Source organism: Oribacterium sp. Sow4_G1_1 (assembly GCF_052116105.1).
Classification (GTDB): Bacteria; Bacillota; Clostridia; order Lachnospirales; family Lachnospiraceae; genus Oribacterium.
Map to the genome: position 1 here is coordinate 16,478 of NZ_JBQKLS010000008.1, position 25,831 is coordinate 42,308.

A 25,831-nucleotide genomic window follows, 5' to 3' on the forward strand; every position below is an offset into this window, starting at 1 on the left:
CTTGTAAGGCTCAAGTTCAGCCCTTCGGGCACAGAGCACAGCTCTGTGGGATATCGTTCCGGAGTTTGCCTGATGCAAACTCCTACACTCTTCTACACTCAAAATAATCGGTCTTTACTACTGTACTTGACGCCTTCGCCGAGACCGGTGGAAATGGCCTCGATCACGGCCTGCAGAGCCTCCTCTTCATCTGGTCCATCGCACTCCACGCGGAGATGTGCACCCTGCTTTACACCGGCGGCCATCACGTTGAGAACGGACTTCGCGACGATCTTTCGATCTCCGTTATAGAGATAGATATTGCTTTTAAACTTGATGCATGTCTGCGTCAGCACGCCGGCCGGTCTTAAATGGAGACCCGACTCGTTAATAACATCTACTTCGCCTGTTACCATATCGCTCCCCTTCCTTTGCTTTTCTTATATACATAATACGATTTTGGAATGTCGAAATCAATGACTGTTAACGGCTAAACTCGCAGCCACAGAAGTTCTGCCGGTACAGCTCATACTGCTTTGAGAGCTCGATCGACTTCTGGTAGCCGCCGCGCTTTTTGAAATCGGACGGCAGAAACGAAAGTCCATGCGCCTTCCCGATGTCCTCGCCGATGACATTGAGCACCTCCGAGGACTTCAGCGGCGACAGCGTGAGCGTCGTGCAGAAATAGTCAAATGGGCGATGCGTTCCGACATCGTTTGTCTCTTCCGCTCCGCTCTCCACGCGCTGCGCTTCCGCACATGCCGCCGATCTTTCTTTCGCCGAATCTTCGCTGCACTGCGCCGCAGCGCATGCCTGGTTCATCTCCTCCATGTACTCCGCGGTGCGCTCGAGGCGCTGGCGGTAGCAGAGGTGGCAGCGTTCGCCGCGCTCCGGATCCCGCTCGTGGCCGCGCGCGATGGCGAGGAACTCCCGGTGATCATACGGTGGCACGACGACCTCAACGGCGCCGAGCAGATGCCCTGCGCTGTCCTGCCGCTCCACATCGATGCCCGTTTCGTGGCAGAAGCGCCGGAGCTCGTCCACGCGATGCGTGAACTCAGCCTCCGTGGAAATATTCGGATTGTAGTAGAACAGTGTGATATCGAAGTCCGCACAGAGCGCGTCCAGCACCGCACTGGAGCACGGTGCGCAGCAGCTATGAAGAAGGAGCCGAGGACGTCGCCCCGGTTGCTCCCGCCACCGGCTGATCTCCTGCTCCATCAGACGCTGGTAGTTCTTCGTATTCGGTTCCGGTTTGATATATACCGGCACTTCGGTTTCTTGATTCACTCTATAAATTCCCTCTCATGGATTTACTGTAAGAAATCCCTGATTCTCTTCGATCTGACCGGGTTCCGCAGCTTGCGGAGCGCCTTTGCCTCGATCTGACGGATACGCTCACGGGTGACGTTAAACTCTTTGCCGACCTCCTCGAGGGTTCTCGGATGACCGTCCTCGAGGCCGAAACGGAGCACGATAACCTGACGCTCACGCTCCTTCAGATCGCCGAGCAGGGTATCGATATGCTCGCGCAGCATCACGGACTCAACATTGCCCTCTGGTGAAACGACGTTCGAATCCGCGACGAAATCGCCGAGATTCGAGTCATCCTCCTCACCGATCGGGGTCTCGAGGGAGGCCGGCTCACGCGCGATCTGCATGATCTCCTGCACCTTCTCCTCGCTCATGTCCAGGTGGTCGGCGAGCTCCTTGATGGACGGCTCATAGCCGAGCTCGAGCGTCAGCTTACGCTGCATCTTCGACATCTTGTTGATGGTCTCGACCATGTGCACCGGCACACGGATGGTACGCGCCTGATCGGCCAGCGCACGCGTTACGGACTGGCGGATCCACCAGGTCGCGTAGGTTGAAAGCTTGAAGCCCTTCTCCGGGTCGAACTTCTCGACACCCTTGATGAGACCGAGGTTGCCCTCCTGCACGAGGTCCAGGAAGCTCATGCCACGACCGGTATAGCGCTTCGCGATGGACACCACGAGACGCAGGTTCGCCTCGATGAGCCGCTGCTTCGCGATCTCATCGCCCTGGGACTTCCGCACGGCGAGACGGTACTCCTCCTCCACAGACAGCAGCGGGACCGTACCGATCTCCTTCAGGTACATACGCACCGGGTCCTCGGTACCGATCCCCTCGAGGAGATCGACCGCATCGAGGTCGACATTCTCTGCCTCGACCTGCTTGTACTCTGCCTCGCTCGGGCCCTCGTCATCGGATGCAACACCCTCGACGTCGACACCATCCTCACCCACGACATCATCGACGACATCGTCATCGTCGAGATCCGGCAGATCACCATCCTCGAAGCTGTCGAGCTCCTCCTCGAGCGGCTCGATGTCGAAGCCACGGTTCTCGATGAGGCGGTCAATGCTGTCCATCTGATCATCGGTGATCGCATAATCACGGAATGCGTCATTGATATCGGCCTGGCTGATGGTGTTCTTGTTCTGCTCCGCCTGCTTGCAGAGCGCTTCGATCTTCTTGACGAGCTCCTCCTTGCTGATTTCCGGCTTTTCATTCACCTTCTTTTTGGTGGTCTTCTCATCAGATGCTTTCTTTCTGGCCATACTACCCTCCTGTCCTACATTCCGTGGCGATGACGACACGCATCATAACCGGGTTACTCTATATTTGTCCAATGCCTACATCCAGCATACTCCGCTGATCTGCGTTTCCATCTACGCACCGTCCCACAAACTGCGGACCTCTCATGCACGCGTGAATATGAAGAAGCAGGCATGGATACAAACTCTTACACTGCCCTAAGTTCAGGCCAGGGATGCCTGAACTTAGCCCCTTCGGGGAGCAGAGCACAGCTCTGCTGGATATCGTTCCGGAGTCTGCTTTATGCAATACCCTGAACTCGAGCTTGTATGGCTCGAGTTCAGCCCTTCGGGCACAGAACAAGTTCTGTGGGAAGTCGTTCCAGAGTTTGTTTGATACAAACTCTTACACTCTCCTACACTACCCAGACGCTCACGGCCGACACCACGCCGAGTACGGCGATGAGTATGCCGACGACGAGTTCGATCGTGCCCTGTGGGCTCGTGTGCTCATGTGCCCGCTTCGCGTTCAGAATCGTATTTGCTCCGCTCACGATCTTCAGGATCGCGGCCGCGAAAAAGATCAGCGGAAACAGTACCATATTTTCGGTCGGATCGATAAACGCCATCACCGCCATCACCACGATCACGATGCCGATGATGATATGCACCATGTCGAGCATGCGGGACGGCTGCCGCCCTGCTACATTGATTCTTGCCATAAAACTCCTACGTTATTTACCGCCGAGAGTCGTATACACCACTGCCTTGATGGTGTGCATGCGGTTCTCTGCTTCGTCGAAGACGACGCTGTGCGGGCCTTCGAAGATTTCATCAGACACTTCCATCTCGGTGAGACCATACTTCTCGTAGATCTGCTTGCCGATCTTCGTGTTTGTGTCGTGGAAGGCCGGCAGACAGTGCAGGAAGATGGCGTCGTCTTTCGCGTAGCGGAAAGCGTCCGCATTGACCTGATACGGCTTGAGGTCGTGAATGCGCTGCGCCCAGACCTCGTCCGGCTCGCCCATGGATACCCATACATCGGTGCAGATCACGTCTGCATCCTGGCAGGCCTCCGGCACGCTCTCCGTGAAGCTGAGCATCGCTCCAGTCTCTGCCGCCACCGCCTGGCAGGTCGCGATCAGCTCTGCGTTCGGCCAGTACGCCTTCGGTGCGCAGGCCACGAAATGCATGCCGAGCTTCGCGCATACGACCATGTAGGAATCCGCCATGTTGTAGCGGGCGTCACCCATATACACCAGCTTCTGGCCCTTCAGGTCACCACGATGCTCACGAATCGTCAGCATGTCGGCGAGCATCTGCGTCGGATGGAACTCGTTCGTCAGTCCATTCCAGACCGGCACATCGCTGTACTTTGCGAGCTCCTCCACGAGATCCTGGCCGAAGCCCCGGTACTCGATGCCGTCGTACATACGGCTCAGCACGCGCGCGGTATCCGCGATCGACTCCTTGCTGCCGATCTGCGAACCGGTCGGTCCGAGGTAGGTCGAGCCCATGCCGAGGTCGGCCGCCGCCACCTCGAAGGAGCAGCGCGTTCTCGTCGAGTTCTTCTCGAAGATCAGGGCGATGTTCTTACCCGGAAAGCTCGTCTTGTGCAGGGTCTGTCCCGGCTGCGCACCGGCCTTCTTCTCCGCCTTCAGACGGGCAGCCACATCGAGGAGATAATTGATTTCCTCCGGTGTATAGTCAAGTAATTTCAAAAAGTCGCGTCCAGTTAAATCAATCATCTGATTCCTCTTCCTTTCTTCTTAGTGTCATGTTAACTTCGCTGACGTAAAACTTCATACATCAGCACAGACGCTGCGACGCCTGCATTGAGCGACTCCGTGTGTCCCATCATCGGGATGCGGAGGTAGGTGTCGGCCAGGTCGGCGATTGCATCCTGGAGGCCGTTACCCTCGTTGCCGATCATAAACGCGGTCGGCTGACGATAGTCGAAGTCCCAGTGGTTCTTCGTGCCCCGGAGATGCGCGGCGTAGACCTGCACGCCCTCGGATTTCATGCGCTGAATCTCCGCCGGCAGGTCATCGCTGACCATAAACGGCATACGGAACATCGCGCCCATCGTCGCACGCACCACCTTCGGCGAGTACACATCCACGCAGTCGCGGTTCATGAGGATGCCATCGACCCCCGCCGCCTCCGCGGTACGGAAAATCGTGCCCATGTTGCCTGGATCCTGCAGCGTATCGAGGATCAGGAAGAAGTCGCCCGGAAGCTCCGTGTACTTCTTCTGTCGCACCACCGCGAGGATGCCCTGACTGTTTTTCGTGTCGGACATGTGCTCCATCAGCTCACGCGGCACCTGAAAGATTTTCAGTGCCCGCTGCGCCCCATCGCCCGCAGCCTCCGGCAGGCGACCGTCATAATCGTCTGCCACGAAGATCCGCTCGATGTACGCCGCCGGAATCTCGCTGCACAGCCGCTCGCCCTCCGCGATGAAGAGCCCGCTCTCGCGACGCGCCCGCGCCTTTTTCTCGAGGTCCCGTACCTCTCTGATCAGTTTATTTCCAGTGGATGTAATTCGCTCCACAGCGCCTCCTAAAACTCAAAGTAATCGAACGTTAGCATTATTAATAGTGCTCGTTTATCCACATTTTTCAAGTCGGTCGTTAAACTAATTGAAGGATCACAGCTCAAACCTGGCGTTATATCTTATTTCAGACAATTAAAAAAGCCACCGCGCTTCCGGATCTTCATCCGACTGCACGATGGCCATCGTCACTAGTTTATTTATCGTAGCTTCAGTCCAGCTCCTTCAGCTCGTCGATCCAGATCTGGACGACGGCGTCGCTCGGCATACGGAGATCACCGCGCGGGGAGACTGCGATGGAGCCGACCTTCGGGCCGTCCGGGAGGCAGCTGCGCTTGAACTGCTGTGAGAAGAAGCGCCAGTAGAACTTCCGAAGCCACTTGAGGATCATCGCTGCGTCATAGACCTCCGCCTGTCCCGCTGCCAATGTCTCTGCCGCTGCTGTCGTCACTTCACCCACAGGCTGTACTCCGTCATCACTCTTCGCCACCACGTCGTTCTTCGCCTGCATCCCCACCTGATTCTCTGCCGAGAAGGCGTGGAGCGCGAGCGCGTACACCTTCCGCGGGCTGAAGCCGTAGCGCAGGATCTGGTACAGGAAGAAGTCGTGAAGCTCATACGGGCCGACGAGGTCCTCGGTCTTCTGGCTGATCTGGCCGTCGCCGGTCGGCGGCAGCAGCTCCGGACTCACCGGCGTATCGAAGATGTCGTTCAGACAGCGGGCGAGGTCCGCGTCTTCCGAAGTATCCGCGACGAACTTGACGAGGTAGCGCACCAGCGTCTTCGGGACGCCGGCATTGACGCCATACATCGACATATGATCGGCGTTGTAGGTCGCCCAGCCGAGCGCGAGCTCACTGAGGTCGCCGGTGCCGATGACGATGCCGTTCGACTGATTCGCGATGTCCATAAGGATCTGCGTCCGTTCACGCGCCTGCGCATTCTCGTAGACCACAGAGTGATCCTCCGGATCGTGCCCGATATCCTGAAAATGCTGCAGCACCGCGGCCTTGATGTTGATCTCCCGCAGCGTCGCGTGCAGAAGACGCGTCAGCGTCACCGCGTTATTGTATGTGCGATCCGTGGTACCGAAGGCCGGCATGGTCACGGAAATGATATTCTCACGTGGCAGACCCAGCATATCGAAGGCGCGCGCGATGACGAGCAGCGCCAGGGTCGAGTCGAGGCCGCCGGAGATGCCGACCACGGCCGACTGACAGCCGGTGTGCTCGAGTCGCTTCTTAAGACCGAGCGCCTGGATCGTGAAGATCTCATCACAGCGGGCATGACGCTCCGCCGCGCTGCTCGGTACGAACGGCTTCGGGTCGACATAGCGTCGGAGGTCGGCTGCGTCCGCCGCGAGCTGTCCGGCCAATGTCTCCGCCACTACACCGGTGGCCGCCCGGTACGCCCCGCCGACGCCCGTCTGCGCTGACGCGCCGGTCGCTGTCACCGCGGTCGGCGCCTGCTGACCGACGTACGCCGCGAAGACCTCCTCGAAGGACTTCTTGCGCGGCTGTGCGGCTGCAGGCGAAGTATTCTCCGCATCGTCCGATGTCTGTGCCGCGCCCCCGGCGATTTCCTTCGCCGGACCCACGCCCTCGCCCGTCTTCTCGGCTACCGGCGTGAAGCGGAACTTCACGATGCTGTACTCGTCACGGAGCGCATCATCGATCTCCGGGAAGGTCGTCATGCGGGCACGCTCCTGCATGATGCGCTGGAGGTCGACATCTGCGATGTAAAGACCGGTGTTGAAGCGCTTTCCTTCCGTCACGACGGAGCCGTTCTCCGCGATGATATCCTGGCCACCGAAGACCAGGTCCGTGGTAGACTCCCCGTCGCCAGCATTGGCATAACAGTAGACGGACACAAGCCGCGCACTGGTCGAGCGGATCAGCTCCCGACGGTAGCTGTCCTTGCCGACGGTCTCATCGGAGGCCGAGGTGTTCGCGATCACGGTCGCACCGGCGAGCACATGGCGGGTCGATGGCGGATCCAGCACCCAGACGTCCTCACAGATCTCACATGCAAGGCGGAAATCCGGACGATCCATCGCCTCCACGAGGATGTTCATGCCAAACGGAATCGCGTACTCCTCACCCGTCATCGCCGAGCGATGCGTCAGCGTCACGACACGCGTCTGTCCCGGTGTGAACCAGCGACGCTCATAAAACTCGCTGTAGTTCGGCAGGTTCTTCTTCGGCACCAGCGCGAGGATGCGGCCGGCGTGCAGCACCGCCGCACAGTTATAGAGCTTGTGGTCGACCATATACGGCACACCGACCACCGCCACGAGCTGCGTGCGACGTGTCGCCTCTGCTACCTCATCGAGCGCCGCCGCTGCCCGCTCGATCAGGATCGTCTGGTGAAACAGATCCGCACAGGTATACGCCGTCAGCACCAGTTCCGGAAACACCAGCAGCGAAACACCCTGACGATCCGCCTCCACGATCTCACGAAGCACCGCCTCGGTATTAAAACGCACATCAGCAACTTTGATTTTCGGCGTGGCCACCGCCACCCGCAGGAATCCTTCGATCATAACACACTCTTTCAGAAATAGAATTCAAATGTAGACATCGACCGCAATACAGCGACCTCGTGCCATAAGATGGATATAATTTTAGCACGGAAATAAAAAAAGGTCAGGCCCATAGCAGCCTGACCTTTCGGGTAATTGATAAATCAGTTTCGTCTGTTACCGGAGTACTGTGCTTCTGTTGGCGGCACTCCGGTCATACGAACTGTTTTTTAGTCGTTATTCTCTACCGAGTAGTTCGGTGCTTCCTTCGTGATATGAATATCATGCGGATGTGACTCCTTCAGGGAAGCGCTGGAGATCTTCACGAACTGGCTGCTATGCTGCAGCGTCGTGATATCCTTCGCACCACAGTAGCCCATACCTGCACGGAGACCACCGACGAACTGGAAGATGGTATCCTCTACACGGCCCTTGTATGCGACACGACCCTCGACACCCTCTGGTACGAGCTTCTTCGCGTTCGCCTGGAAGTAACGATCCGCAGAACCGTTCTTCTGCTTCATCGCACCGAGCGATCCCATGCCACGGTATACCTTGTACTTACGGCCCTGGTAAAGCTCGAACTCACCCGGTGCCTCGTCGCAGCCTGCGAATACAGAACCCATCATGACGGTGCTGCCACCTGCAGCGATCGCCTTCACGACATCACCGGAGTACTGGATACCACCATCGGCGATGATCGGGATGCCGTACTTGTCGGCTACCTCGAACGAATTCATAACCGCAGATACCTGTGGAACACCGATACCGGCAACGACACGGGTCGTACAGATGGAGCCCGGTCCGATACCGATCTTTACGCAGTCGGCGCCGGCCTTGATGAGGGCCTCGGTCGCCTCACCGGTCGCGACATTACCTGCGATGATCTGAAGATCCGGGAACTTCTCCTTCAGCATGCTGACGCACTTCAGAACGTTTGCACTATGGCCATGTGCAGAGTCGAGAACGACGACGTCTACATGTGCGTTGATGAGCTCCTGTGCACGCTCGACAACATTGGCTGTGATACCGAGTGCAGCACCGCAGAGGAGTCTGCCCTGTGCATCCTTCGCCGCGTTCGGATACTTCATCTGCTTCTCGATATCCTTGATGGTGATGAGACCCTTCAGATTACCCTCATCATCGACGATCGGGAGCTTCTCAACCTTTGCACGTGCGAGGATCTGCTTCGCTTCCTCGAGGGTGGTACCCTCCTTCGCCGTTACGAGGTGCTCTCTCGTCATGCACTCGCTGATCTTCTTCGTGTAGTCCTCCTCGAAAACGAGGTCACGGTTCGTGATGATACCGATGAGCTTCTTGCCCTCGGTGATCGGCACGCCGGAGATGCGGAACTTCGCCATGAGATCATTGGCATCCTTCAGGGTATGATCTGCGGTCAGGAAGAACGGATCGGTGATGACACCATTCTCCGAGCGCTTTACCATGTCGACTTCCTCTGCCTGCTGCTCGATCGACATATTCTTGTGGATGATACCGATACCACCGCAGCGCGCCATGGCGATCGCCATCTGATGCTCTGTAACGGTATCCATACCTGCAGAAATGAATGGAATGTTGAGATGAATTGACTTCGTAAGATAGGTGGAAACGTCGATTTCGTTCGGAACGACCTCGGAGTACTGCGGAACGAGCAGCACGTCATCAAACGTAATACCATCACCGATAATCTTGGCCATAGAAGAATCTCCTTTCAAATCGCGACTTTTCATAAAATTTAAACGAGTATAACAAAAGGCGGATTGAATTTCAACCCGTCTTTCATCCAAAAATCAGTTCAGTTTTACCTTCTGCGGTATACATCTTCTCGCCTCGCGCAGCAGTGCATCGGTCACTTCGATATACATGCAGGTCTTCTGCCCCGCACGGTTGTATACATAGCCGAACTTCCGATCGGCCGGACAGTCGCCGGCACAGTCGATGACCTTCGCGTTCTGGAGCTCTGCACGGACCGCGTCCGAGTTCTGCGGAGCGAGTACGATCAGCTCGGAAGCATTCGTATCAACCAGCTGACGACGGCGCGTCTTGTTGAGGATCTGGTCCATCGTGAAGCCACCGCCGACATAGGTATACTCATACTCCACCTTCGAGAAGAGCCAGACCACGTAGGTGCCGAGGCTCACCGCGATGAAGAGCAGGATGCCGAACACGTTATAAAACGCAAACAGCAGTGACAGTACGGACAGCGCGCCCGCGATCACCAGCAGCACCGTCCAGTAGGCCGGCTGCTTTCCCTTCGTCATGTGCTCGATATAATCATCCATCTGTCATCCTCCTTTTTCCTTGGTTTCAAAAATCCGGGCCGCGATGCGACCCGGATTTATTATAACGCTTTTTATTTAATTAGTACATTCCACCCTGTGGCTGTGCTGGCATAGCAGGTGCCGGCTCCTTGATATCTGCGACTACGCTCTCAGTGGTGAGCAGTGTAGAAGCGACGGAAGCCGCGTTCTGAAGAGCGGTTCTGGTTACCTTCGCCGGATCCAGGATACCGGCCTCGAGCATGTCGACATACTCCTCGTGGAGTGCATCGAAGCCATGGCCGACCTCTGTGTTCTGTACGTTGTTGACGATAACAGCGCCCTCGAGACCTGCGTTCGAAGCGATGGTGAACAGCGGAGCCTCCAGTGCCTTGTAAACGATTCTTGCACCGGTCTTCTCATCACCCTCGAGTGACTCAACAACCTTCTTCACAGCCTCCTGTGCGTGAATGTAAGCGGATCCGCCACCTGCGATGACGCCCTCTTCCACTGCGGCACGGGTTGCGTTCAGCGCATCCTCCATACGAAGCTTTGCTTCCTTCATCTCGGTCTCAGTAGCTGCACCGACCTTGATGACAGCGACACCACCAGCGAGCTTTGCCAGTCTCTCCTGGAGCTTCTCGCGGTCGAAATCAGAAGTTGTGGTCTCGATCTGCTTCTTGATCTCAGCGACACGGCTGTCGATATCCGCCTTCTCGCCCTCACCATCGACGATGGTGGTCTTCTCCTTCGATACCTTTACGCTCTTTGCGCGGCCGAGCTGCTCGATGGTTGCATCCTTGAGCTCGAGGCCGAGGTCTGCGGAGATCACCTGACCGCCGGTCAGGATCGCGATATCCTGAAGCATCTCCTTACGTCTGTCACCATAGCCCGGAGCCTTGACCGCAACGACGTTGAAGGTACCTCTCAGCTTGTTGACGATGAGGGTTGTGAGTGCCTCACCCTCGACATCCTCTGCGATGATGAGGAGCTTTGCGCCCATCTTTACGATCTGCTCGAGGAGCGGAAGGATATCCTGGATGTTGGAGATCTTCTTATCGGTGATCAGGATGTACGGATCATCGAGATTTGCCTCCATCTTATCCATATCGGAGCACATGTAAGCGCTAATGTAGCCTCTGTCGAACTCCATACCTTCGACGACGTCCAGCTCGGTCTGCATGGTCTTGGACTCCTCGACGGTGATGACACCATCCTTGGAAACCTTCTCCATCGCATCGGCAACCATCTGGCCGACCTGCTCGTCACCAGCTGAGATGCCGGCAACCTTTGCGATCTGATCCTTGCCCTTTACCTTGGAAGACTGTGCCTTGATGGACTCCACAGCTGCTGCCACGGCCTTCTGGATACCCTTACGAAGGATGATCGGGTTTGCACCCGCCTCAAGGTTCTTCATACCTTCCTTCACGATCGCCTGTGCAAGCACGGTCGCTGTGGTGGTACCATCACCGGCGACATCATTGGTCTTCGAAGCAACCTCACGAACGAGCTGTGCGCCCATGTTCTCATACGGATCCTTCAGCTCGATGTCCTTCGCGATGGACACACCATCGTTGGTGATCAGCGGAGCACCGTAGCTCTTATCGAGTACTACGTTTCTGCCCTTCGGTCCGAGGGTTACCTTTACTGTATTTGCAACTGCATCCACACCAGCTTCGAGAGCCTTTCTGGCCTCGACACCATACTTAATTTCCTTAGCCATAGCTTTATCCTCCTGATTTACGAAGCATCCTCTGTTCTTCGTCCAATGCTTCCTTCTCTACATCCTCATGTCGGTCTGACGTCCTGCCCACTTCTGCGTGGACCCGACGCGACATCCCGTCGGATGTTACTTCTCGATGACTGCCAAAATATCGTTCTGCTTTACGACTGTATACTTATGTCCGTCAACCTCGACCTCAGATCCCGCATACTTCGAGAAAAGAACGTGATCGCCGACCTTCACCTGCATGGTGATGTCCTTACCATCGACCACTCCACCAGGACCGACCGCTACAACGAGTGCCTGACCCGGCTTCTCCTTATCATTCTGACCTGGAAGAACGATACCGCTTGCAGTGGTCTCCTCCATCTTCTCCTTCTCAAGTACGACTCTGTCAAATAATGGAACCAGTTTCATTTGATTGACCTCCTTAATATCTGCTTTCAGCCCTTCGGCTTTTCGCCTCCCGGCGATGCTGTTTATATGAAGCCCGGCACGCATGCGCTGTCGACCGATCACTTCATCCTGCAATCATGCTGTTTTCCCAGCACAAGCGCCTGATCTCCCGATCTTCCAGCCATCGATCATCCGATCGCTCTGCGTCCAGCCTTCTTTTCTAACAACAAAACGTATTATAGAACGGTCTGTTAGCAACGTCAAGTGGTGAGTGCTAACAATTTGTAGATTTCACATTTCCTTCACAAACACGCGCGCGGCCCGGAAATTTGTAACAGTTCAGGCAGGGGACCCGGAGGGGCGGCAACGGAGGCACAGTACTCCGAGACCGGTTCAATCTAAGCCGGGGACCCTAAGCGGCACTAGGCCCTCTGCAATCACTGAGTTTTCTTTATGAAAACTCAGCGTTGCAGAGGGTGCTAAGGAAAAAGTACCAAGTGCCGCTAAGGGGACCCGGCTTGATTTCACACGGTCTCTATGTATGGCCTCCGTTGCCGCCCCTCCGGGGACCCACCGCCTGAATTCTAATGAAATTTTCCAGCTTATATCAGCCATAAACGTGTACTAGTTTCCAAATCCTCTGCGATTCGCTACAATAATGAATTAAACGCAGGCATTCATACACTACCTATATCGAGGACTTACCATGGCTCAACATAATCTCGCGAAGGGCGATCTCTTCCATAATATGCTTCTGTTTTCACTCCCATACCTTCTCAGCTACTTCCTGCAGACGCTCTACGGGCTCGCGGATCTGCTCATCGCGGGCCGCTTCAATGGCGCTGATGTCATCTCGGCGGTTTCGATCGGTTCACAGGTTATGCACATGGTGACCGTCATGATCGTCGGCCTCGCCATGGGCACCACCGTTACGATCGGGCGTTTCGTCGGTGCAGAGGACGAAGACGGCATCCGACGCGCCATCGGGAACACGATCACCCTCTTCGCGATGATCGCCGTGCTGGCCACCTGTGCCCTGCTCGGACTCACACAGCCGATCGTCCAGCTGCTGTCGACACCGCCCGAAGCCGTCCCGGGGGCCCTCGCGTACCTCCGCATCTGCTTCGCCGGCATCCCCTTTATCGTCGCGTACAACATCCTGAGCTCGATTTTCCGCGGCATGGGTGACAGCCGCAGTCCGATGCTCTTCATCGCCGTGGCCTGTGCCCTCAACATCCTGCTCGACCTCCTCTTCATGGGGCCAATGCAGCTGGGCGCAGCGGGTGCAGCGCTCGCGACGGTCGTGGCGCAGGCCGCGTCGGTGGCGTTTGCGCTCGTCGGCATCCGGAAGACAACCGCGGGCAGCCGGCAGCATGGTACCGCCGACGTCCGGAATACTTCTGTGGAAGCAGCCATAGAAAACAGGGTGGAAACGCAGATCCATGCATCCGAAGGCGCAGCGACGTCTTCAAACGAACACGCCTGCGCGGATCGCAGCGCCTGGTGGGACCCGGCGATGCTGCACCAGATTCTCAGCATTGGCCTCCCGATCGCCTGCCAGGACGGCTTCATCCAGATTTCGTTTCTGATCATCACCGTGATCGCGAACCGGCGTGGTGTCGACATCTCGGCGGCAGTTGGGATCGTCGAGAAGACGATCAGCTTCCTCTTCCTGGTGCCGTCCAGCATGCTGTCGACCGTGTCGACGATCGCGGCGCAGTCGATCGGTGCCGGCGATCCAGCGAGGGCGCGCCAGACACTCCGGTACGGCGTCGGCCTCGCCAGTGGCATCGGGCTCCTCTTCGCGATCCTGTTCCAGTTCATCTCCGTGCCGTTCTTCACGCTGTTCACGAAGGATCCGGTCGTGCAGGCACTCGCGGTGCAGTATATGTGCACCTACGTGCTCGACTGCGTGGTCGCCGGCATTCACTTCCCATTCTCCGGCTTCTTCAGTGCCTCCGGCCTGTCGATCCTCAGCTTCATCCATAACCTCTGCTCGGTGATCCTCGTCCGCATCCCGGGCGCATGGCTCGCCACGAAGCTGTTCCCGGACACCCTCTACGCGATGGGCCTCGCCGCCCCTGCCGGCTCCCTTCTCAGCGCCCTCATCTGCATCGCCTTCTATCTCGCGCTCCGCAGGAAAGGCCGCGTGTAAACAGATATTTCTGGAATCGTGATTACGAAATCTGAGCTATAGACACAATTTTTATATTAGCCTTTGCGTATTCAGTCGGCTCGATAAAGATCTTCGCCTGGTTGAACTTTACGGTATTCCGGTTCCGCAGTGTTCCCTCGGCTCCTAAAGATCTTCGCCTGGTTGGACTTTACTCTGCTCTTATCTAATTTTGCGTGATTTCGAAATTACTGGATATGTTTTTTGCTCGAAATAGTCGCGGATGACTGCAAACTATCCAATCATAGTTGCTTTTGAAAATAGTGGATATGTAAATCCTTTTTTCCTAAGAGGACTCCGCCCTCAAGTATCCAGCAATTTGAAAAAGAAGGATTATTGGATATGTGCCAAAGGAAATTCTTTTATACGGTTCAAAATCCATATCTACTATTTCTGAAAATGAAGATGATTAGATAGTACGCTTATATGCGTATATCGAATTTCCCAGAATACTATCTATTAAATGCCGATTTTAAAAATCATGGATAATTTCGTCTCTCGCACAAAAACGATAAAAGCTATTGAAAATATCCACGATTTTGAAATTCTTCTGTTATTGGATAGTGGCCATCGATTTTTTCTATTTCGACCGATTCGGACCTGAATATTTCCGGGCCGCGCGCGATAATTTGCTGGAAATCAAGCCGTATGCTCGCGCGGCAGCAACAAATTTCTAAAACATCAGCCGGAGTGAACCATCACTCCGGCTGAACTGTTACCGATTATTTCAAACGCCAGTACTCGGTCCCCATTATGAACCCGGGCGCTCTGCTCCGGCTGCCTACGCGAGGCAGCTGTAGCCCATCAGGTACGCGTCAACTTCGCTTGCGCAGGCGCGGCCTTCGGCGATAGCCCAGACGACGAGGGACTGTCCGCGATGCATGTCGCCTGCGGTGAAGATCTTCGCGGCATTTGCAGCAGCCGTCGGCTTCACTGTGCTTTCCGTGTGGTAGTGCTCTGCCTCCGTCTTTACGACGTGGCGCTCGGTGAGTGCGACACCGAAGGCGTCGGCGACGTAGCTCTCGCAGCCGGTGAAACCGGCGGCGATGATGAGGAGGTCACACGGAAGCTTCTGCTCCGTGCCCTCGACGAGCACCATCTGACGGTTCTCGAACTTTACCTTTGACGTGATGACGGCCTTGATGCTACCGTCCTTCTTCGTCTCGATGGCCTTAACCGTCGTCTCGTAGACGCGCGGATCATGCCCGAAGACGCGAATGGCCTCCTGCTGGCCATAATCGACCTTCAGGACCTTCGGCCACTCCGGCCACGGATTCGAGGCTGCACGCTCGACCGGTGGCTCCGGCATCATCTCGATCTGGGTCACCGACTTCGCGCCCTGGCGGATCGCGGTACCGCAGCAGTCGTTTCCGGTGTCACCGCCACCGACGATGACGACGTGCTTCCCCTTCGCGTTGATGATGCCGAAGGCATGCTCGCCCTGCTCGTGGAGGGCCTTCGTCTGACTCGTCAGGTAGTCGACCGCGTAGTGGATACCGTGCGCCTGCTCGATGGACGACACGTTCAGTCCGCGCGCCTGCTTCGCGCCACAGGCCAGGACGACCGCGTCGTAGTCCCGGAGGATCGCTGCCGCGGTCAATGTCTCGCGGCCGACGTCCACACCGGTACGGAAGACGACGCCTTCCGCTTCCATGAGGGCGCGGCGACGACGGATGACGGACTTGTCGAGCTTCATGTTCGGGATGCCGTACATGAGGAGCCCGCCGATTTCATCCGAGCGCTCAAAGACGGTGACGCTGTGTCCACGGTGGTTCAGCTGATCCGCCACTGCGAGGCCGGCCGGACCGGCACCGACGACGGCGACACGCTTCCCAGAGCGGACCTCCGGGATCCGCGGCTGCATATAGCCCTCCTGGAAGGCCTTCTCGATGATGTAGAGCTCGTTGTCGTGCGTCGTCACCGGCGCGTCATCGAGCCCCTCAACACAGGCCTTCTCGCAGAGCGCCGGGCAGACACGGCCCGTGAACTCCGGGAAGTTATTAGTCTTCAGCAGACGGCTAAGCGCATGGGCGACGTGGCCGTTGTAGACCTCGTCGTTCCACTCCGGGCAGAGATTGTGAAGCGGACAGCCCGTGAACATGCCCGCCAGCTTCATGCCGGACTGGCAGAACGGGACACCGCAGTTCATGCATCGCGCGCCCTGCTTCCGACGTTCCTCCTCCGTGAGGGGGATATGAAATTCTTTGAAATTTTTGATACGCTCCTCTACCGGAACGTCTTTATTCTCTTCTCTCGCATAATCGAGAAATCCTGTAACCTTACCCATGAATACTCCCTCTATTAGTTGAATAAAGACTTAAACGCTTCCAGCTCCGCATTTTCATGGGAGATGCCCTGCTCTTCGAAGTGGCTGACCGCGATCAGTACCTTCTGGTAGTCGTTCGGCACGATTTTCTTGAAGCTCGGGAGGAACATGTCGAAGTTCTGGAGGATCTCTGTGCCGAGCTCCGACTTCGTCTCCTTCACATAATCCGTGAGGATGTCCTTCAGCTCCTTGATGTCATACTTCTCGGTAACCTCCAGCAGGGAAACCATGTCCTTGTTGAGCTTGAGATAGAGCGAGTGATCCATATCGAGGACGTAGGCGATACCACCGGACATACCAGCGGCGAAGTTCTTACCGGTCGGTCCGAGGATGACGGCACGTCCACCGGTCATGTACTCGAGACCATGATCGCCACAGCCCTCGGCAACCGCCGTCGCACCGGAATTACGAACGCAGAAGCGCTCACCGGCGACACCATTCACATAGCACTTGCCGGCCGTCGCACCATAGAGGGCGACGTTGCCGACGATGATATTCTCACTGGCGCGGAACGGACTTCCCTCCGGTGGCGCCACGACGAGCTTACCGCCGCTCAGGCCCTTACCGAAGCCATCATTGGCATCACCATGGAGACGGATCGTGAGGCCCTTCGGGATAAACGCACCGAAGGACTGACCGCCGCCACCGTATGCCTCGACCACGAAGGTATCATCCGGCAGGGTATCGCCCTCCGGCGTCATGCCGTAGTGATCGGTGATCTCGGAGCCGAGGATGGTACCGAAGGTACGGTTCGTGCTCGAAACCTCGACCTTCTCCTCGTGGTGCTGACCGCTCGCGATGGCCGGGGCAAACTTCCGGAGAAGCACCGACTCGTCGAGGGTCTTCTCGAGATGGAAATCATAGACCCGCTTCGGGTCAAAGTGACGCTCCTCCTCCGGAAGGGATGCATAGCGCGGATCCAGGACCTGCGAGAGATCCACCTCTGCCGAGCGCGAGGTGACATGCGCGGCCGAAGCATTGACCGTGAGACAGTCGGTACGACCGATCATCTCGTCCACGGTACGGAAGCCGAGCTCCGCCATGTACTCGCGCATCTCCTGTGCGATGAAGCGCATGAAGTTCATGACGTACTCCGGCTTGCCCGTGAAGCGCTTGCGGAGAACGTCGTTCTGGGTAGCGACACCGAACGGGCAGGTATCCTTGTTGCAGACACGCATCATCATGCAGCCGAGGCAGACGAGCGCGGTTGTCGCGAAGCCATACTCCTCCGCACCGAGCAGTGCGGCGATGACGACGTCGCGACCGGTCATCAGCTTACCATCGGTCTCGAGCTTGACACGGTTACGAAGCCCGTTCTCGATCAGCGCATGGTGCGCCTCCGTGATACCGAGCTCCCACGGGAGACCCGCATGGTGGATCGAGGTCATCGGTGCTGCACCGGTACCTCCATCGTAGCCGGACACGAGGATGACCTGTGCGCCGGCCTTCGCAACACCACTCGCGATGGTGCCGACGCCGTTCTCCGAAACGAGCTTGACGGCGATCGCGGCACGGCGGTTCGCGTTCTTCAGGTCATAGATCAGCTGTGCCAGATCCTCGATGCTGTAGATATCGTGGTGAGGTGGCGGGGAAATGAGAGACACACCCGGGGTCGAGAAACGGGTCTTGGCAATCCACGGATAGACCTTCTTACCCGGCAGGTGGCCGCCCTCACCCGGCTTCGCGCCCTGCGCCATCTTGATCTGGATCTCGACGGCGGAGTTGAGGTAGGCACTGGTTACACCGAAACGGCCGGACGCAACCTGCTTGATAGCAGAATTCCGCTCGGTACCGAAACGGTCCGGATGCTCACCACCCTCACCGGTATTCGACTTGCCGCCGAGACGGTTCATCGCGATGGCCATCGCCTCGTGCGCCTCCTGCGAAATCGAGCCGTAGGACATCGCACCGGTCTTGAAGCGCTTCACGATGGAGGATACCGGCTCGACCTCCTCGATCGGCACCGGCTCGTTCTTCGCGGCGAACTTCATGAGGCCGCGCAGCGTATGCGGACGGCGCTCGTCGTCGATCCGCGCGGTGTACTCCTTAAACAGCTTATAGTCGCCTTCCTCGCTCCGAACCGAACGCTGAAGCGTGATGATGGTCTGCGGGTCGTAGAGGTGATCCTCGGCGCCCCGACCCGAGCGCAGCTGGTGGAAGCCGACGGAATCGAGCGCGGTATCGAGGCTAAGCCCCATCGGATCGAACGCGTGGTCATGCCTGGAGGTGACGCCCTCGGCGATGTCCTTTATGCCAATGCCGCCGACCCTCGACACGGTACCGGTGAAGTACTTCTCCACCAGCTCTTTACTTAAGCCGATGGCCTCGAAGATCTTCGCGGACTGGTAGGACTGGATCGTCGAAATACCCATCTTCGCGGCGATCTTTACGATGCCGTTCAGCACGGCCTTGTTATAGTCCTCGATCGCGGTATGGTAATCCTTATCGAGGATGCCGATGTCGATCATCTCGGCGATGCATTCATGGGCGAGGTACGGGTTGATGGCACGCGCACCGAAGCCGAGGATGGTCGCAAACTGATGGACATCGCGCGGCTCGCCCGACTCGAGGATCAGGGACACGGCGGTCCGCTTCTTCGTCTGGACGAGGTGCTGCTCGACGGAGCTCACCGCCAGCAGGGACGGAATCGGCACATGGTTCTCATCGACCCCACGATCGCTCAGGATGATGATGTTGTAGCCGCGCTGGTATGCACGATCCACAGAGATATTGAGCTGCTCCAGGGCCTTCTCGAGCGAGGTGTTCTTGTAGTAGAGAAGTGAGATCACCTCGGTACGGAAGCCCGGCTGGTCGAGGTCCTTGATCTTCATAAGCTCGACGCCCGTGAGGATCGGGTTCTCCACCTCGAGCACGCGGCAGTTGTCCGCCTGGTCCTGCAGCAGATTACCATCGGAGCCGATGTACACGGTCGTATCCGTGACGATCTTCTCGCGGAGGGAGTCGATCGGCGGGTTGGTAACCTGGGCGAAGAGCTGCTTGAAGTAGTTGAACAGGAGCTGATGCTGCTTGCTGAGCACCGCGAGCGGAACATCATGGCCCATCGACGCGGTCTGCTCGATCCCATTCTGCGCCATCGGGAGGATCACGGACTTCACATCCTCGTAGCTGTAGCCGAAGACCTTATAGAGACGGTCACGCATCTCCTGCGTGTGCGTCGGGATCTTCCGGTTCGGGATCTTCAGGTCCTCGATGTGGAGGAGGTTCCGGTCGAGCCACTCACCGTACGGCTCACGTGCCGCATAGGCCTCCTTGCACTCCTCGTCCGCGATGATGCGCTGCTCCTTCGTGTCGACGAGCAGCATACGGCCCGGCTGAAGACGGGACTTCTGCACGATGTGCTTCGGTTCGATGTCGAGGACGCCGACCTCGGAGGACAGGATCAGTCGGTTGTCGTCGGTGATGTAGTATCTGGACGGACGGAGGCCGTTACGATCGAGGGTCGCGCCGACCACATCACCATCAGAGAAGAGGATCGCCGCCGGACCATCCCACGGCTCCATCATGGTTGCGTAATAATGATAGAAATCCTTCTTGTTCTGGTCCATGAAGCGGTTGTGCTTCCATGGCTCCGGGATGGTCATCATCATCGCGAGCGGCAGGTCGATGCCGTTCATGTAGAGGAACTCGAGGGTATTGTCAAGCATCGCGGAATCCGATCCGCTGCGCTCCACGACCGGGAAGATCTTCTCCACGTCCTTCTCGAGCAGCGGGCTCGACATGGTCTCCTCACGGGCCAGCATTCGGTCAATGTTTCCACGGATGGTATTGATCTCACCGTTATGGGCGATCATGCGGTACGGATGCGCACGATCCCAGCTCGGCGTGGTGTTCGTCGAGAAACGGGAGTGCACGATGGCGATGGCGGTCCGGTAATCCGGATCACGCAGGTCATCATAGAAGGCACGGAGCTGCTTTACCAGGAACATGCCCTTATATACGATGGTTCGGGAGCTCAGAGAACAGATATAGGTATCCTCTGAGGACTGCTCGAACTCACGGCGAAGTACATATAAACGCCGATCAAAATCGATGCCTCTCTCCGCGTCCTCCGGACGCTCGATGAAGCACTGCAGGATATGCGGCATGCAGTCGACCGCCACCTGGCCGAGGATCTCCGGATGCACCGGTACCTCACGCCAGCCGAGGAAACGGAGTCCGTTCTTCTCGGTGATGACCTCGAACATGCGCTTCGCGAAGGTCCGCTTCAGCTGATCCTCCGGGAAGAAAAACATGCCGACACCGTAGTCGCGCTCGTCACGCAGCTGGATGCCCTGCGCGAGTGCCGTCTTCTTAAAGAAGCTGTGGCTGATCTGCAGGAGGATGCCGACGCCGTCGCCGACCTTACCGCTCGCGTCCTTACCGGCGCGGTGCTCGAGCTTTTCCACGATGTGCAGTGCATCGTCCAGGACGCGCGTATCCTGGTGGCCGTCGATGTTCACGACGCTGCCGATACCGCAGGCATCCTGGGTGAGCTCATTCATGTCCTCGAGGGACTGGGGACGCCAGAGTGTGTTGTGTCCCCTGTACTGCTCTGGCACAGTAAAGGTGTTCTGATTTTGATAAGTATTCATATATACTCCACTAATTTTTGGTACGAAGAAATCGGGCAGGGAGGGGATTCATGGTACGAAGAAATCGGTCATGGAGGTCGCGCCCACTCAGTTCAAAGTACGGAACCCAGTGCTGTGTTCGTGACGCCCTGGTCAGAACAAGTTCTGACCGTTCGTCGCGTACACAGCGCAGGAACCCGTTCTTTGAATTCGCAAGCTTGCGACCTCCATGCGCCGATTTCTTCTACCGATAGATTTCTTTAGAAAAATTTAATGGGGTCAGACCCCCTTAAGTTTTTCTGACGCGGTCGTAAGAATTTCGTAATGGGGTCAGACCCCATTAACTTGATTAACGAAGTGAGAACAGGAGCTTCGAGTAAGTCGGGTACGGGAGGTAGGTCTCCGGGATCATCTCTTCGGCTGCGTCGACCGGGGCACGGAGGGCATCCATGTCGGCGAGGATGGTGTCGTGGTACGCGGTTGCGAGGGCGAGGCTGTCGGTGATCTTCTGGGTCTCGGCGAGGTCCTTCTCGAGCTTCTCGACGGCGAGGCCGATCGCTTCGGATGCGGCGTCGAGCTTCGTGAGGATACTGGTCTCGAGTGTGCACTTCGCGCCGGCGAGTACCTGCTTCTTCTGGATCGCGGTGTCGGTGAGGGCGGTCTCGTATGCCATCAGGCCGTCGGTGAAGTCCTTCTTGACCATCTCGAGCATGGTGAGTGCCTCGATGCGGATGGTCTTCGAGTAGTTCTCGAGGTAGATCTCATAGCGGGAGTCAATCTCGATCTCGGTGAAGACGTGGTGCTTTTCGAAGAGCTCCTTGTTCTTCTTTGCCTTGATCTGCGGCATCGCCTCCGGGAGGGACTTGAGGTTGTAGAGGCCTCTCTTCTCTGCCTCGGCTACCCACTCATCGGTGTAGCCGTTGCCGTTGAAGATGATGCGTCTGTGCTTCTTGAGGAGCTCCTTGACGAGCTTCATCGCCTCTGTCTCGAGGTCCTTCGGATCGACATGCTCGAGCTTCGCGCAGATCTGGTCGAGTGCCTCCGCGACGGCGGTGTTCAGTACGATGTTAGGGTCTGCGACAGAAAGTGAGGAGCCCGGCATACGGAACTCGAACTTGTTGCCGGTGAAGGCGAACGGTGAGGTACGGTTACGATCGGTGTTGTCCTGTACGAAGTGTGGAAGTACGTGTGCACCGGTCTCGAGCTGCTTCGAATCCGAGGCGGTGAAATCCTCGCCGTTCTCGATGGACTCGAGGACCTTCTCGAGCTCGTCGCCGACGTAGATGGAAACGATGGCTGGAGGCGCTTCATTTGCGCCCAGGCGGTGATCATTGCCCGCGGTTGCGACGGATACACGCATCAGATCTGCATACTCATCCACTGCACTGACGATACCCATGAGGAAGAGCAGAAACTGAACGTTCTTCCCCGGCGTCTTGCCCGGATCGAGCAGGTTCTCACCCTCGGAGGTGATCATGGACCAGTTGTTGTGCTTACCGGAGCCGTTGATGCCCTCGAAAGGCTTCTCGTGCAGGAGGCATGCATAATTATGCTTGTCGGCGACCTTCTTCATCATCTCCATCGTGAGCTGGTTGTGGTCGACGGCAATGTTGGCGGTCTCAAAGACAGGTGCCAGCTCGTGCTGTGACGGCGCCACTTCGTTGTGCTTGGTCTTCGCCGGAACGCCGAGCTTCCAGAGCTCCTGGTCGAGGTCGTGCATGAACTCGGATACCTTTGGCTTCAATACGCCGAAGTAGTGATCCTCCATCTCCTGTCCCTTCGGTGCCGGAGCACCGATCAGGGTACGGCCGGTGAGCATGAGGTCCTCACGCTCGTTGTAGAGGTCCTTATCGATCAGGAAGTACTCCTGCTCGGAGCCGACGGTGGTATCGACGCGGGTGACCTTCTCCTTGCCGAGGATGTGGAGCAGCTTCGTCGCAGAGTCACTCAGGGTCTCCATGGAGCGAAGCAGCGGGGTCTTCTTATCGAGGGACTCGCCGGAGTACGAGCAGAATGCGGTCGGGATGTAGAGGGTGCCGTCCTTGATGAAGGCTGGGGAGCTCGGGTCCCATGCGGTATAGCCGCGGGCCTCGAAGGTGGCGCGGAGGCCGCCGCTCGGGAAGGAGGAGGCATCCGGCTCGCCCTTGACGAGCTCCTTGCCAGAGAACTCCATGATCACGCCGCCGTTCTCGGTCGGAGAGATGAAGCTGTCATGCTTCTCTGCGGTCAGGCCGGTCATCGGCTGGAACCAGTGTGTGAAGTGGGTCGCGCCGAGCTCCAGTGCCCACTCCTTCATCGTCGCTGCGACGGTATTCGCCACGTCCAGCTCCAGATGGGATCCGTTCTGGATGGTCTTGTGCACTGCCTTGTAGATGTCCTTCGGCAGTCGCTCGCGCATCACCTTGTCGTTAAATACAAGGCTTCCGTAAAGCTCAGGAACCGATGTAGTACTCATAATTTTCTCCTCCTAAAAAAGATATATGGTGGTTGGTGATCCCCACCACATTTCGATGTCCATCTGTCGGCGATCGATACGATCATGACCGATTTACATGGAAATGCGGTAGGTATAAAAAAAGAGGACAATGGGGCACAGGAAATACGATTCCCGGACCCCATTGTCCTCTTCGTTTACAGATTTGATTTAAGTTACAAGGAGACAATGCCATGCAATACGCCTTCGGCGTGGGCATTGTCGTTTGATTTTGCCACCTTCGTGGCAAAACGGGCAAAGCAGCTTTGCTAAAGCAAAGCTCTGAATACGCTCGCCGCTAAGGCCTCCTAAGGAAACCTTAGGAGCTATGTCTCGCCGCCCGGGGGCGTACATGCGCCGCTCCGTGCTTCGCACGGCCCTCTCATGTACCTACAATAATTCTTCCGCTCCCGCGGATGATCTTCAGGGCGACCTCTCGGCGGGTGACGCTGCCGTTCATGGCCTGGCGCTCGAGGTACTTGTGTGCCTCTCCCTCCGTCATGCCCTGCTTCTCGATGAGAAGGGCCTTCGCCCGGCTGACGTACCGCTCATCCTCGAGCTTCCGCTGCAGCTTCGCATTTTCCTCGAGCAGGCGCTGAACCTTACGGCTCATCGCGCCGAGCATCTGGATCGCTGAGACGAAGGTGCCGGTGCTGATCGGTCTCGCCAGGACCGTGATGCCGGTGTCGCCGGCACGGTAAAGCACCTGCTGATAGGCTTCCTTCGACACGATGAGAAGGATGCTCATCGCCGGATATTTGACACTCAGATCGAGGATCGACTGAACGCCGGAATCATCCGACAGCGGTGTGTAGATGATCAGGAGATCCGCCCGTTCCTCGGTGAGCGTCTGCTTCACCCGCGCCATGGACGGCTGGAAAGTCACGCGACCGAAGCCAGCGGGCAGTATGCCCTTGATCTGGACGGCGATCTTTTCAGATTGAGCCGCGATCAGTACGCTGCTCCTTTGCTCCGTTCTTTCCATGTGACTCTCCCTAAGTGTTTCTAAAGAATAGTGTATGCCTCGAAGTACTCCTCTGGTACGATCGACCGGATGAACTCGGAGCTCTGTGCGTAAGCGGCAGCCTCGTCGAGTGACTGCGGCAGGCGCTTCAGCTGATCCGTGATGGATGCGTCCGCCTTGAACAGGTTCACATCCAGCGGTGCCATCGGCTCGAGTCCGCGTTCGATGCCATCGAGGCCGGCGTAGATCAGCAGGGCGAAGGCGAGGTACGGATTCGCCATCGGATCCGGTGAACGGAGCTCGAAGCGCTTGAGATCCGAGCGGCTCGCCGGGATACGGATGAGCTGTGACCGGTTCTGCTCGGACCAGCTCACGAACTTCGGTGCCTTCATATCACCGAGACGCTCGTAGCTTTCCCGGGTCGGATTCAGGAAGAGCGTCATCTCGCGGATATGCTCGAGGATGCCCGCCATGAAGGCGGCGCTGTGATCGTGCCCATCGCGGGACTCTACCGACATGTTGATGTGCATGCCGTTGCCCGGCTTGTCGGCGAGTGGCTTCGGCGAGAAATCAGCCCAAACGCCATCCGATGTCGCGATGGACTTCACCACCCACTTGAAGGTGGAAGCATTGTCCGCCGCTGTCAGCGGATCGGCATAGCGGAAGTCGATCTCGTTCTGCCCCGGGCCCATCTCGTGATGACTCGCCTCCGGACGGATGCCCATGTCCACGAGGGCGAAGCTGATGTCGCGGCGGATGTTCTCACCGTGGTCCTCCGGCGCGATGTCCATGTAGGACGCCTGGTCCTGCGGAATCATCGTGCGGTTGCCGTCATCGTCGAGCTTGAAGATGTAGAACTCGACCTCGGTGCCGAAGTTCACGTGAATGCCACGGTCGGCCGCCTTCTCGACCGCCTGCTTCAGGATCCAGCGGCTGTCCTTCTCGAAGGTCTTCCCATCCGGGTACTCGATGTCACAGAACATCCGCGCCACTCGGCCATCGACCGGACGCCACGGCACGATCGACATGGTCGTCGGATCCGGACGAAGGAAGATGTCGGAACGGACATCGGCCCCGAAGCCGCACACCGAGCTCGCGTCGATGCTGATCCCCTCGCTGAACGCACGCTTCAGCTCATCCGGCATGATCGCGATGTTTTTCTGGACGCCGAACACGTCGAAAAAAGCGAGTCTTATAAACTTGACATTCTCCTCTTCCACAAACTCGAGGATGTCTTCATACGAATTCATATCCTTCACCTCAACATCATCATAGGTTTTAAATATTGTATTACTTAAATCGATCATATGTAAACTCGCTTTTCCATCAGAATAC

The 25,831-nt window shown here is 57.2% G+C and carries 17 protein-coding genes; 1 reads left to right on the forward strand and 16 read right to left on the reverse strand.

From position 1 onward, the window contains the following. Positions 1–98: 98 nt before the first annotated feature. From ACTQ52_RS06585 to ACTQ52_RS06635, 11 genes are all read right to left on the reverse strand, one after another. Positions 99–395 carry an HPr family phosphocarrier protein gene (locus ACTQ52_RS06585; RefSeq protein WP_410043212.1) on the reverse strand — a complete coding sequence of 99 codons (297 nt, stop codon included), beginning with the start codon at positions 393–395 and terminating at the stop codon, positions 99–101. 67 nt (positions 396–462) lie between these two features. After that, entirely contained in the window at positions 463–1,269 is an 807-nt protein-coding gene (locus tag ACTQ52_RS06590) for an epoxyqueuosine reductase QueH (RefSeq protein ID WP_441226857.1), read from the reverse strand. A 23-nt stretch (positions 1,270–1,292) separates the two neighbouring features. Beyond that, positions 1,293–2,498 carry an RNA polymerase sigma factor RpoD gene (gene rpoD, locus ACTQ52_RS06595; RefSeq protein WP_441982164.1) on the reverse strand — a complete coding sequence of 402 codons (1,206 nt, stop codon included), beginning with the start codon at positions 2,496–2,498 and terminating at the stop codon, positions 1,293–1,295. A 455-nt stretch (positions 2,499–2,953) separates the two neighbouring features. Continuing rightward, positions 2,954–3,259 (reverse strand): DUF6637 family protein, encoded by a 306-nt coding sequence (locus ACTQ52_RS06600; RefSeq protein WP_441226856.1) that lies wholly within the window; start codon positions 3,257–3,259, stop codon positions 2,954–2,956. Between the two features lie 12 nt (positions 3,260–3,271). Further along, positions 3,272–4,282 carry an ornithine carbamoyltransferase gene (argF, locus tag ACTQ52_RS06605; RefSeq protein ID WP_441982165.1) on the reverse strand — a complete coding sequence of 337 codons (1,011 nt, stop codon included), beginning with the start codon at positions 4,280–4,282 and terminating at the stop codon, positions 3,272–3,274. Positions 4,283–4,317: 35 nt separating this feature from the next. Further along, entirely contained in the window at positions 4,318–5,091 is a 774-nt protein-coding gene (locus ACTQ52_RS06610) for a TrmH family RNA methyltransferase (RefSeq protein ID WP_410043209.1), read from the reverse strand. 211 nt (positions 5,092–5,302) lie between these two features. After that, the gene (nadE, locus tag ACTQ52_RS06615) at positions 5,303–7,633 is read right to left on the reverse strand and encodes an NAD(+) synthase (protein WP_441982128.1); all 2,331 of its coding nucleotides are present in this window, start codon (positions 7,631–7,633) and stop codon (positions 5,303–5,305) included. 209 nt (positions 7,634–7,842) lie between these two features. Continuing rightward, positions 7,843–9,309: an IMP dehydrogenase gene (gene guaB / locus ACTQ52_RS06620; protein ID WP_410043207.1), complete on the reverse strand. Its 1,467-nt coding sequence runs from the start codon at positions 9,307–9,309 to the stop codon at positions 7,843–7,845. Positions 9,310–9,402: 93 nt separating this feature from the next. Beyond that, the gene (locus ACTQ52_RS06625; protein WP_441982129.1) at positions 9,403–9,894 is read right to left on the reverse strand and encodes a hypothetical protein; all 492 of its coding nucleotides are present in this window, start codon (positions 9,892–9,894) and stop codon (positions 9,403–9,405) included. A 79-nt stretch (positions 9,895–9,973) separates the two neighbouring features. Beyond that, entirely contained in the window at positions 9,974–11,593 is a 1,620-nt protein-coding gene (gene groL, locus ACTQ52_RS06630) for a chaperonin GroEL (protein WP_441226854.1), read from the reverse strand. 126 nt (positions 11,594–11,719) lie between these two features. Then, positions 11,720–12,010 carry a co-chaperone GroES gene (locus tag ACTQ52_RS06635; RefSeq protein ID WP_410043204.1) on the reverse strand — a complete coding sequence of 97 codons (291 nt, stop codon included), beginning with the start codon at positions 12,008–12,010 and terminating at the stop codon, positions 11,720–11,722. 685 nt (positions 12,011–12,695) lie between these two features. On the opposite strand from ACTQ52_RS06635, the gene ACTQ52_RS06640 reads away from it, so the two are divergent. Further along, positions 12,696–14,144 (forward strand): MATE family efflux transporter, encoded by a 1,449-nt coding sequence (locus tag ACTQ52_RS06640; protein ID WP_441982130.1) that lies wholly within the window; start codon positions 12,696–12,698, stop codon positions 14,142–14,144. 799 nt (positions 14,145–14,943) lie between these two features. On the opposite strand, the gene ACTQ52_RS06645 is transcribed toward ACTQ52_RS06640, so the two are convergent. The 5 genes from ACTQ52_RS06645 to ACTQ52_RS06665 form a co-directional block, all read right to left on the reverse strand. Then, positions 14,944–16,449 (reverse strand): glutamate synthase subunit beta, encoded by a 1,506-nt coding sequence (locus tag ACTQ52_RS06645; protein WP_441982131.1) that lies wholly within the window; start codon positions 16,447–16,449, stop codon positions 14,944–14,946. A gap of 14 nt (positions 16,450–16,463) precedes the next feature. Then, a complete protein-coding gene (gene gltB / locus ACTQ52_RS06650) occupies positions 16,464–20,990 on the reverse strand; it encodes a glutamate synthase large subunit (RefSeq protein ID WP_441982166.1) in 4,527 nt (1,508 codons plus the stop codon). 418 nt (positions 20,991–21,408) lie between these two features. Continuing rightward, positions 21,409–23,514, reverse strand: coding sequence for a glutamine synthetase III family protein (locus ACTQ52_RS06655; protein ID WP_410043201.1), 2,106 nt, complete (start codon positions 23,512–23,514; stop codon positions 21,409–21,411). A gap of 400 nt (positions 23,515–23,914) precedes the next feature. Then, entirely contained in the window at positions 23,915–24,517 is a 603-nt protein-coding gene (locus ACTQ52_RS06660) for an ANTAR domain-containing response regulator (RefSeq protein ID WP_410043200.1), read from the reverse strand. 20 nt (positions 24,518–24,537) lie between these two features. Next, on the reverse strand, positions 24,538–25,803 hold the full coding sequence (locus ACTQ52_RS06665; protein WP_441226850.1) for a glutamine synthetase family protein: 1,266 nt from the start codon (positions 25,801–25,803) through the stop codon (positions 24,538–24,540). Positions 25,804–25,831: the final 28 nt, after the last annotated feature.

Excerpts from the sequence above, each read along its gene's own strand:
- groL (WP_441226854.1), bottom strand. The coding sequence starts at position 11,593 with ATGGCTAAGGAAATTAAGTATGGTGTCGAGGCCAGAAAGGCTCTCGAA.
- ACTQ52_RS06600 (WP_441226856.1), bottom strand. The coding sequence starts at position 3,259 with ATGGCAAGAATCAATGTAGCAGGGCGGCAGCCGTCCCGCATGCTCGAC.
- ACTQ52_RS06665 (WP_441226850.1), bottom strand. The coding sequence starts at position 25,803 with ATGATCGATTTAAGTAATACAATATTTAAAACCTATGATGATGTTGAG.
- ACTQ52_RS06645 (WP_441982131.1), bottom strand. The coding sequence starts at position 16,449 with ATGGGTAAGGTTACAGGATTTCTCGATTATGCGAGAGAAGAGAATAAA.
- ACTQ52_RS06660 (WP_410043200.1), bottom strand. The coding sequence starts at position 24,517 with ATGGAAAGAACGGAGCAAAGGAGCAGCGTACTGATCGCGGCTCAATCT.
- ACTQ52_RS06640 (WP_441982130.1), top strand. The coding sequence starts at position 12,696 with ATGGCTCAACATAATCTCGCGAAGGGCGATCTCTTCCATAATATGCTT.
- gltB (WP_441982166.1), bottom strand. The coding sequence starts at position 20,990 with ATGAATGAGCTCACCCAGGATGCCTGCGGTATCGGCAGCGTCGTGAAC.
- guaB (WP_410043207.1), bottom strand. The coding sequence starts at position 9,309 with ATGGCCAAGATTATCGGTGATGGTATTACGTTTGATGACGTGCTGCTC.
- ACTQ52_RS06585 (WP_410043212.1), bottom strand. The coding sequence starts at position 395 with ATGGTAACAGGCGAAGTAGATGTTATTAACGAGTCGGGTCTCCATTTA.
- ACTQ52_RS06655 (WP_410043201.1), bottom strand. The coding sequence starts at position 23,514 with ATGAGTACTACATCGGTTCCTGAGCTTTACGGAAGCCTTGTATTTAAC.
- ACTQ52_RS06625 (WP_441982129.1), bottom strand. The coding sequence starts at position 9,894 with ATGGATGATTATATCGAGCACATGACGAAGGGAAAGCAGCCGGCCTAC.
- ACTQ52_RS06635 (WP_410043204.1), bottom strand. The coding sequence starts at position 12,010 with ATGAAACTGGTTCCATTATTTGACAGAGTCGTACTTGAGAAGGAGAAG.
- nadE (WP_441982128.1), bottom strand. The coding sequence starts at position 7,633 with ATGATCGAAGGATTCCTGCGGGTGGCGGTGGCCACGCCGAAAATCAAA.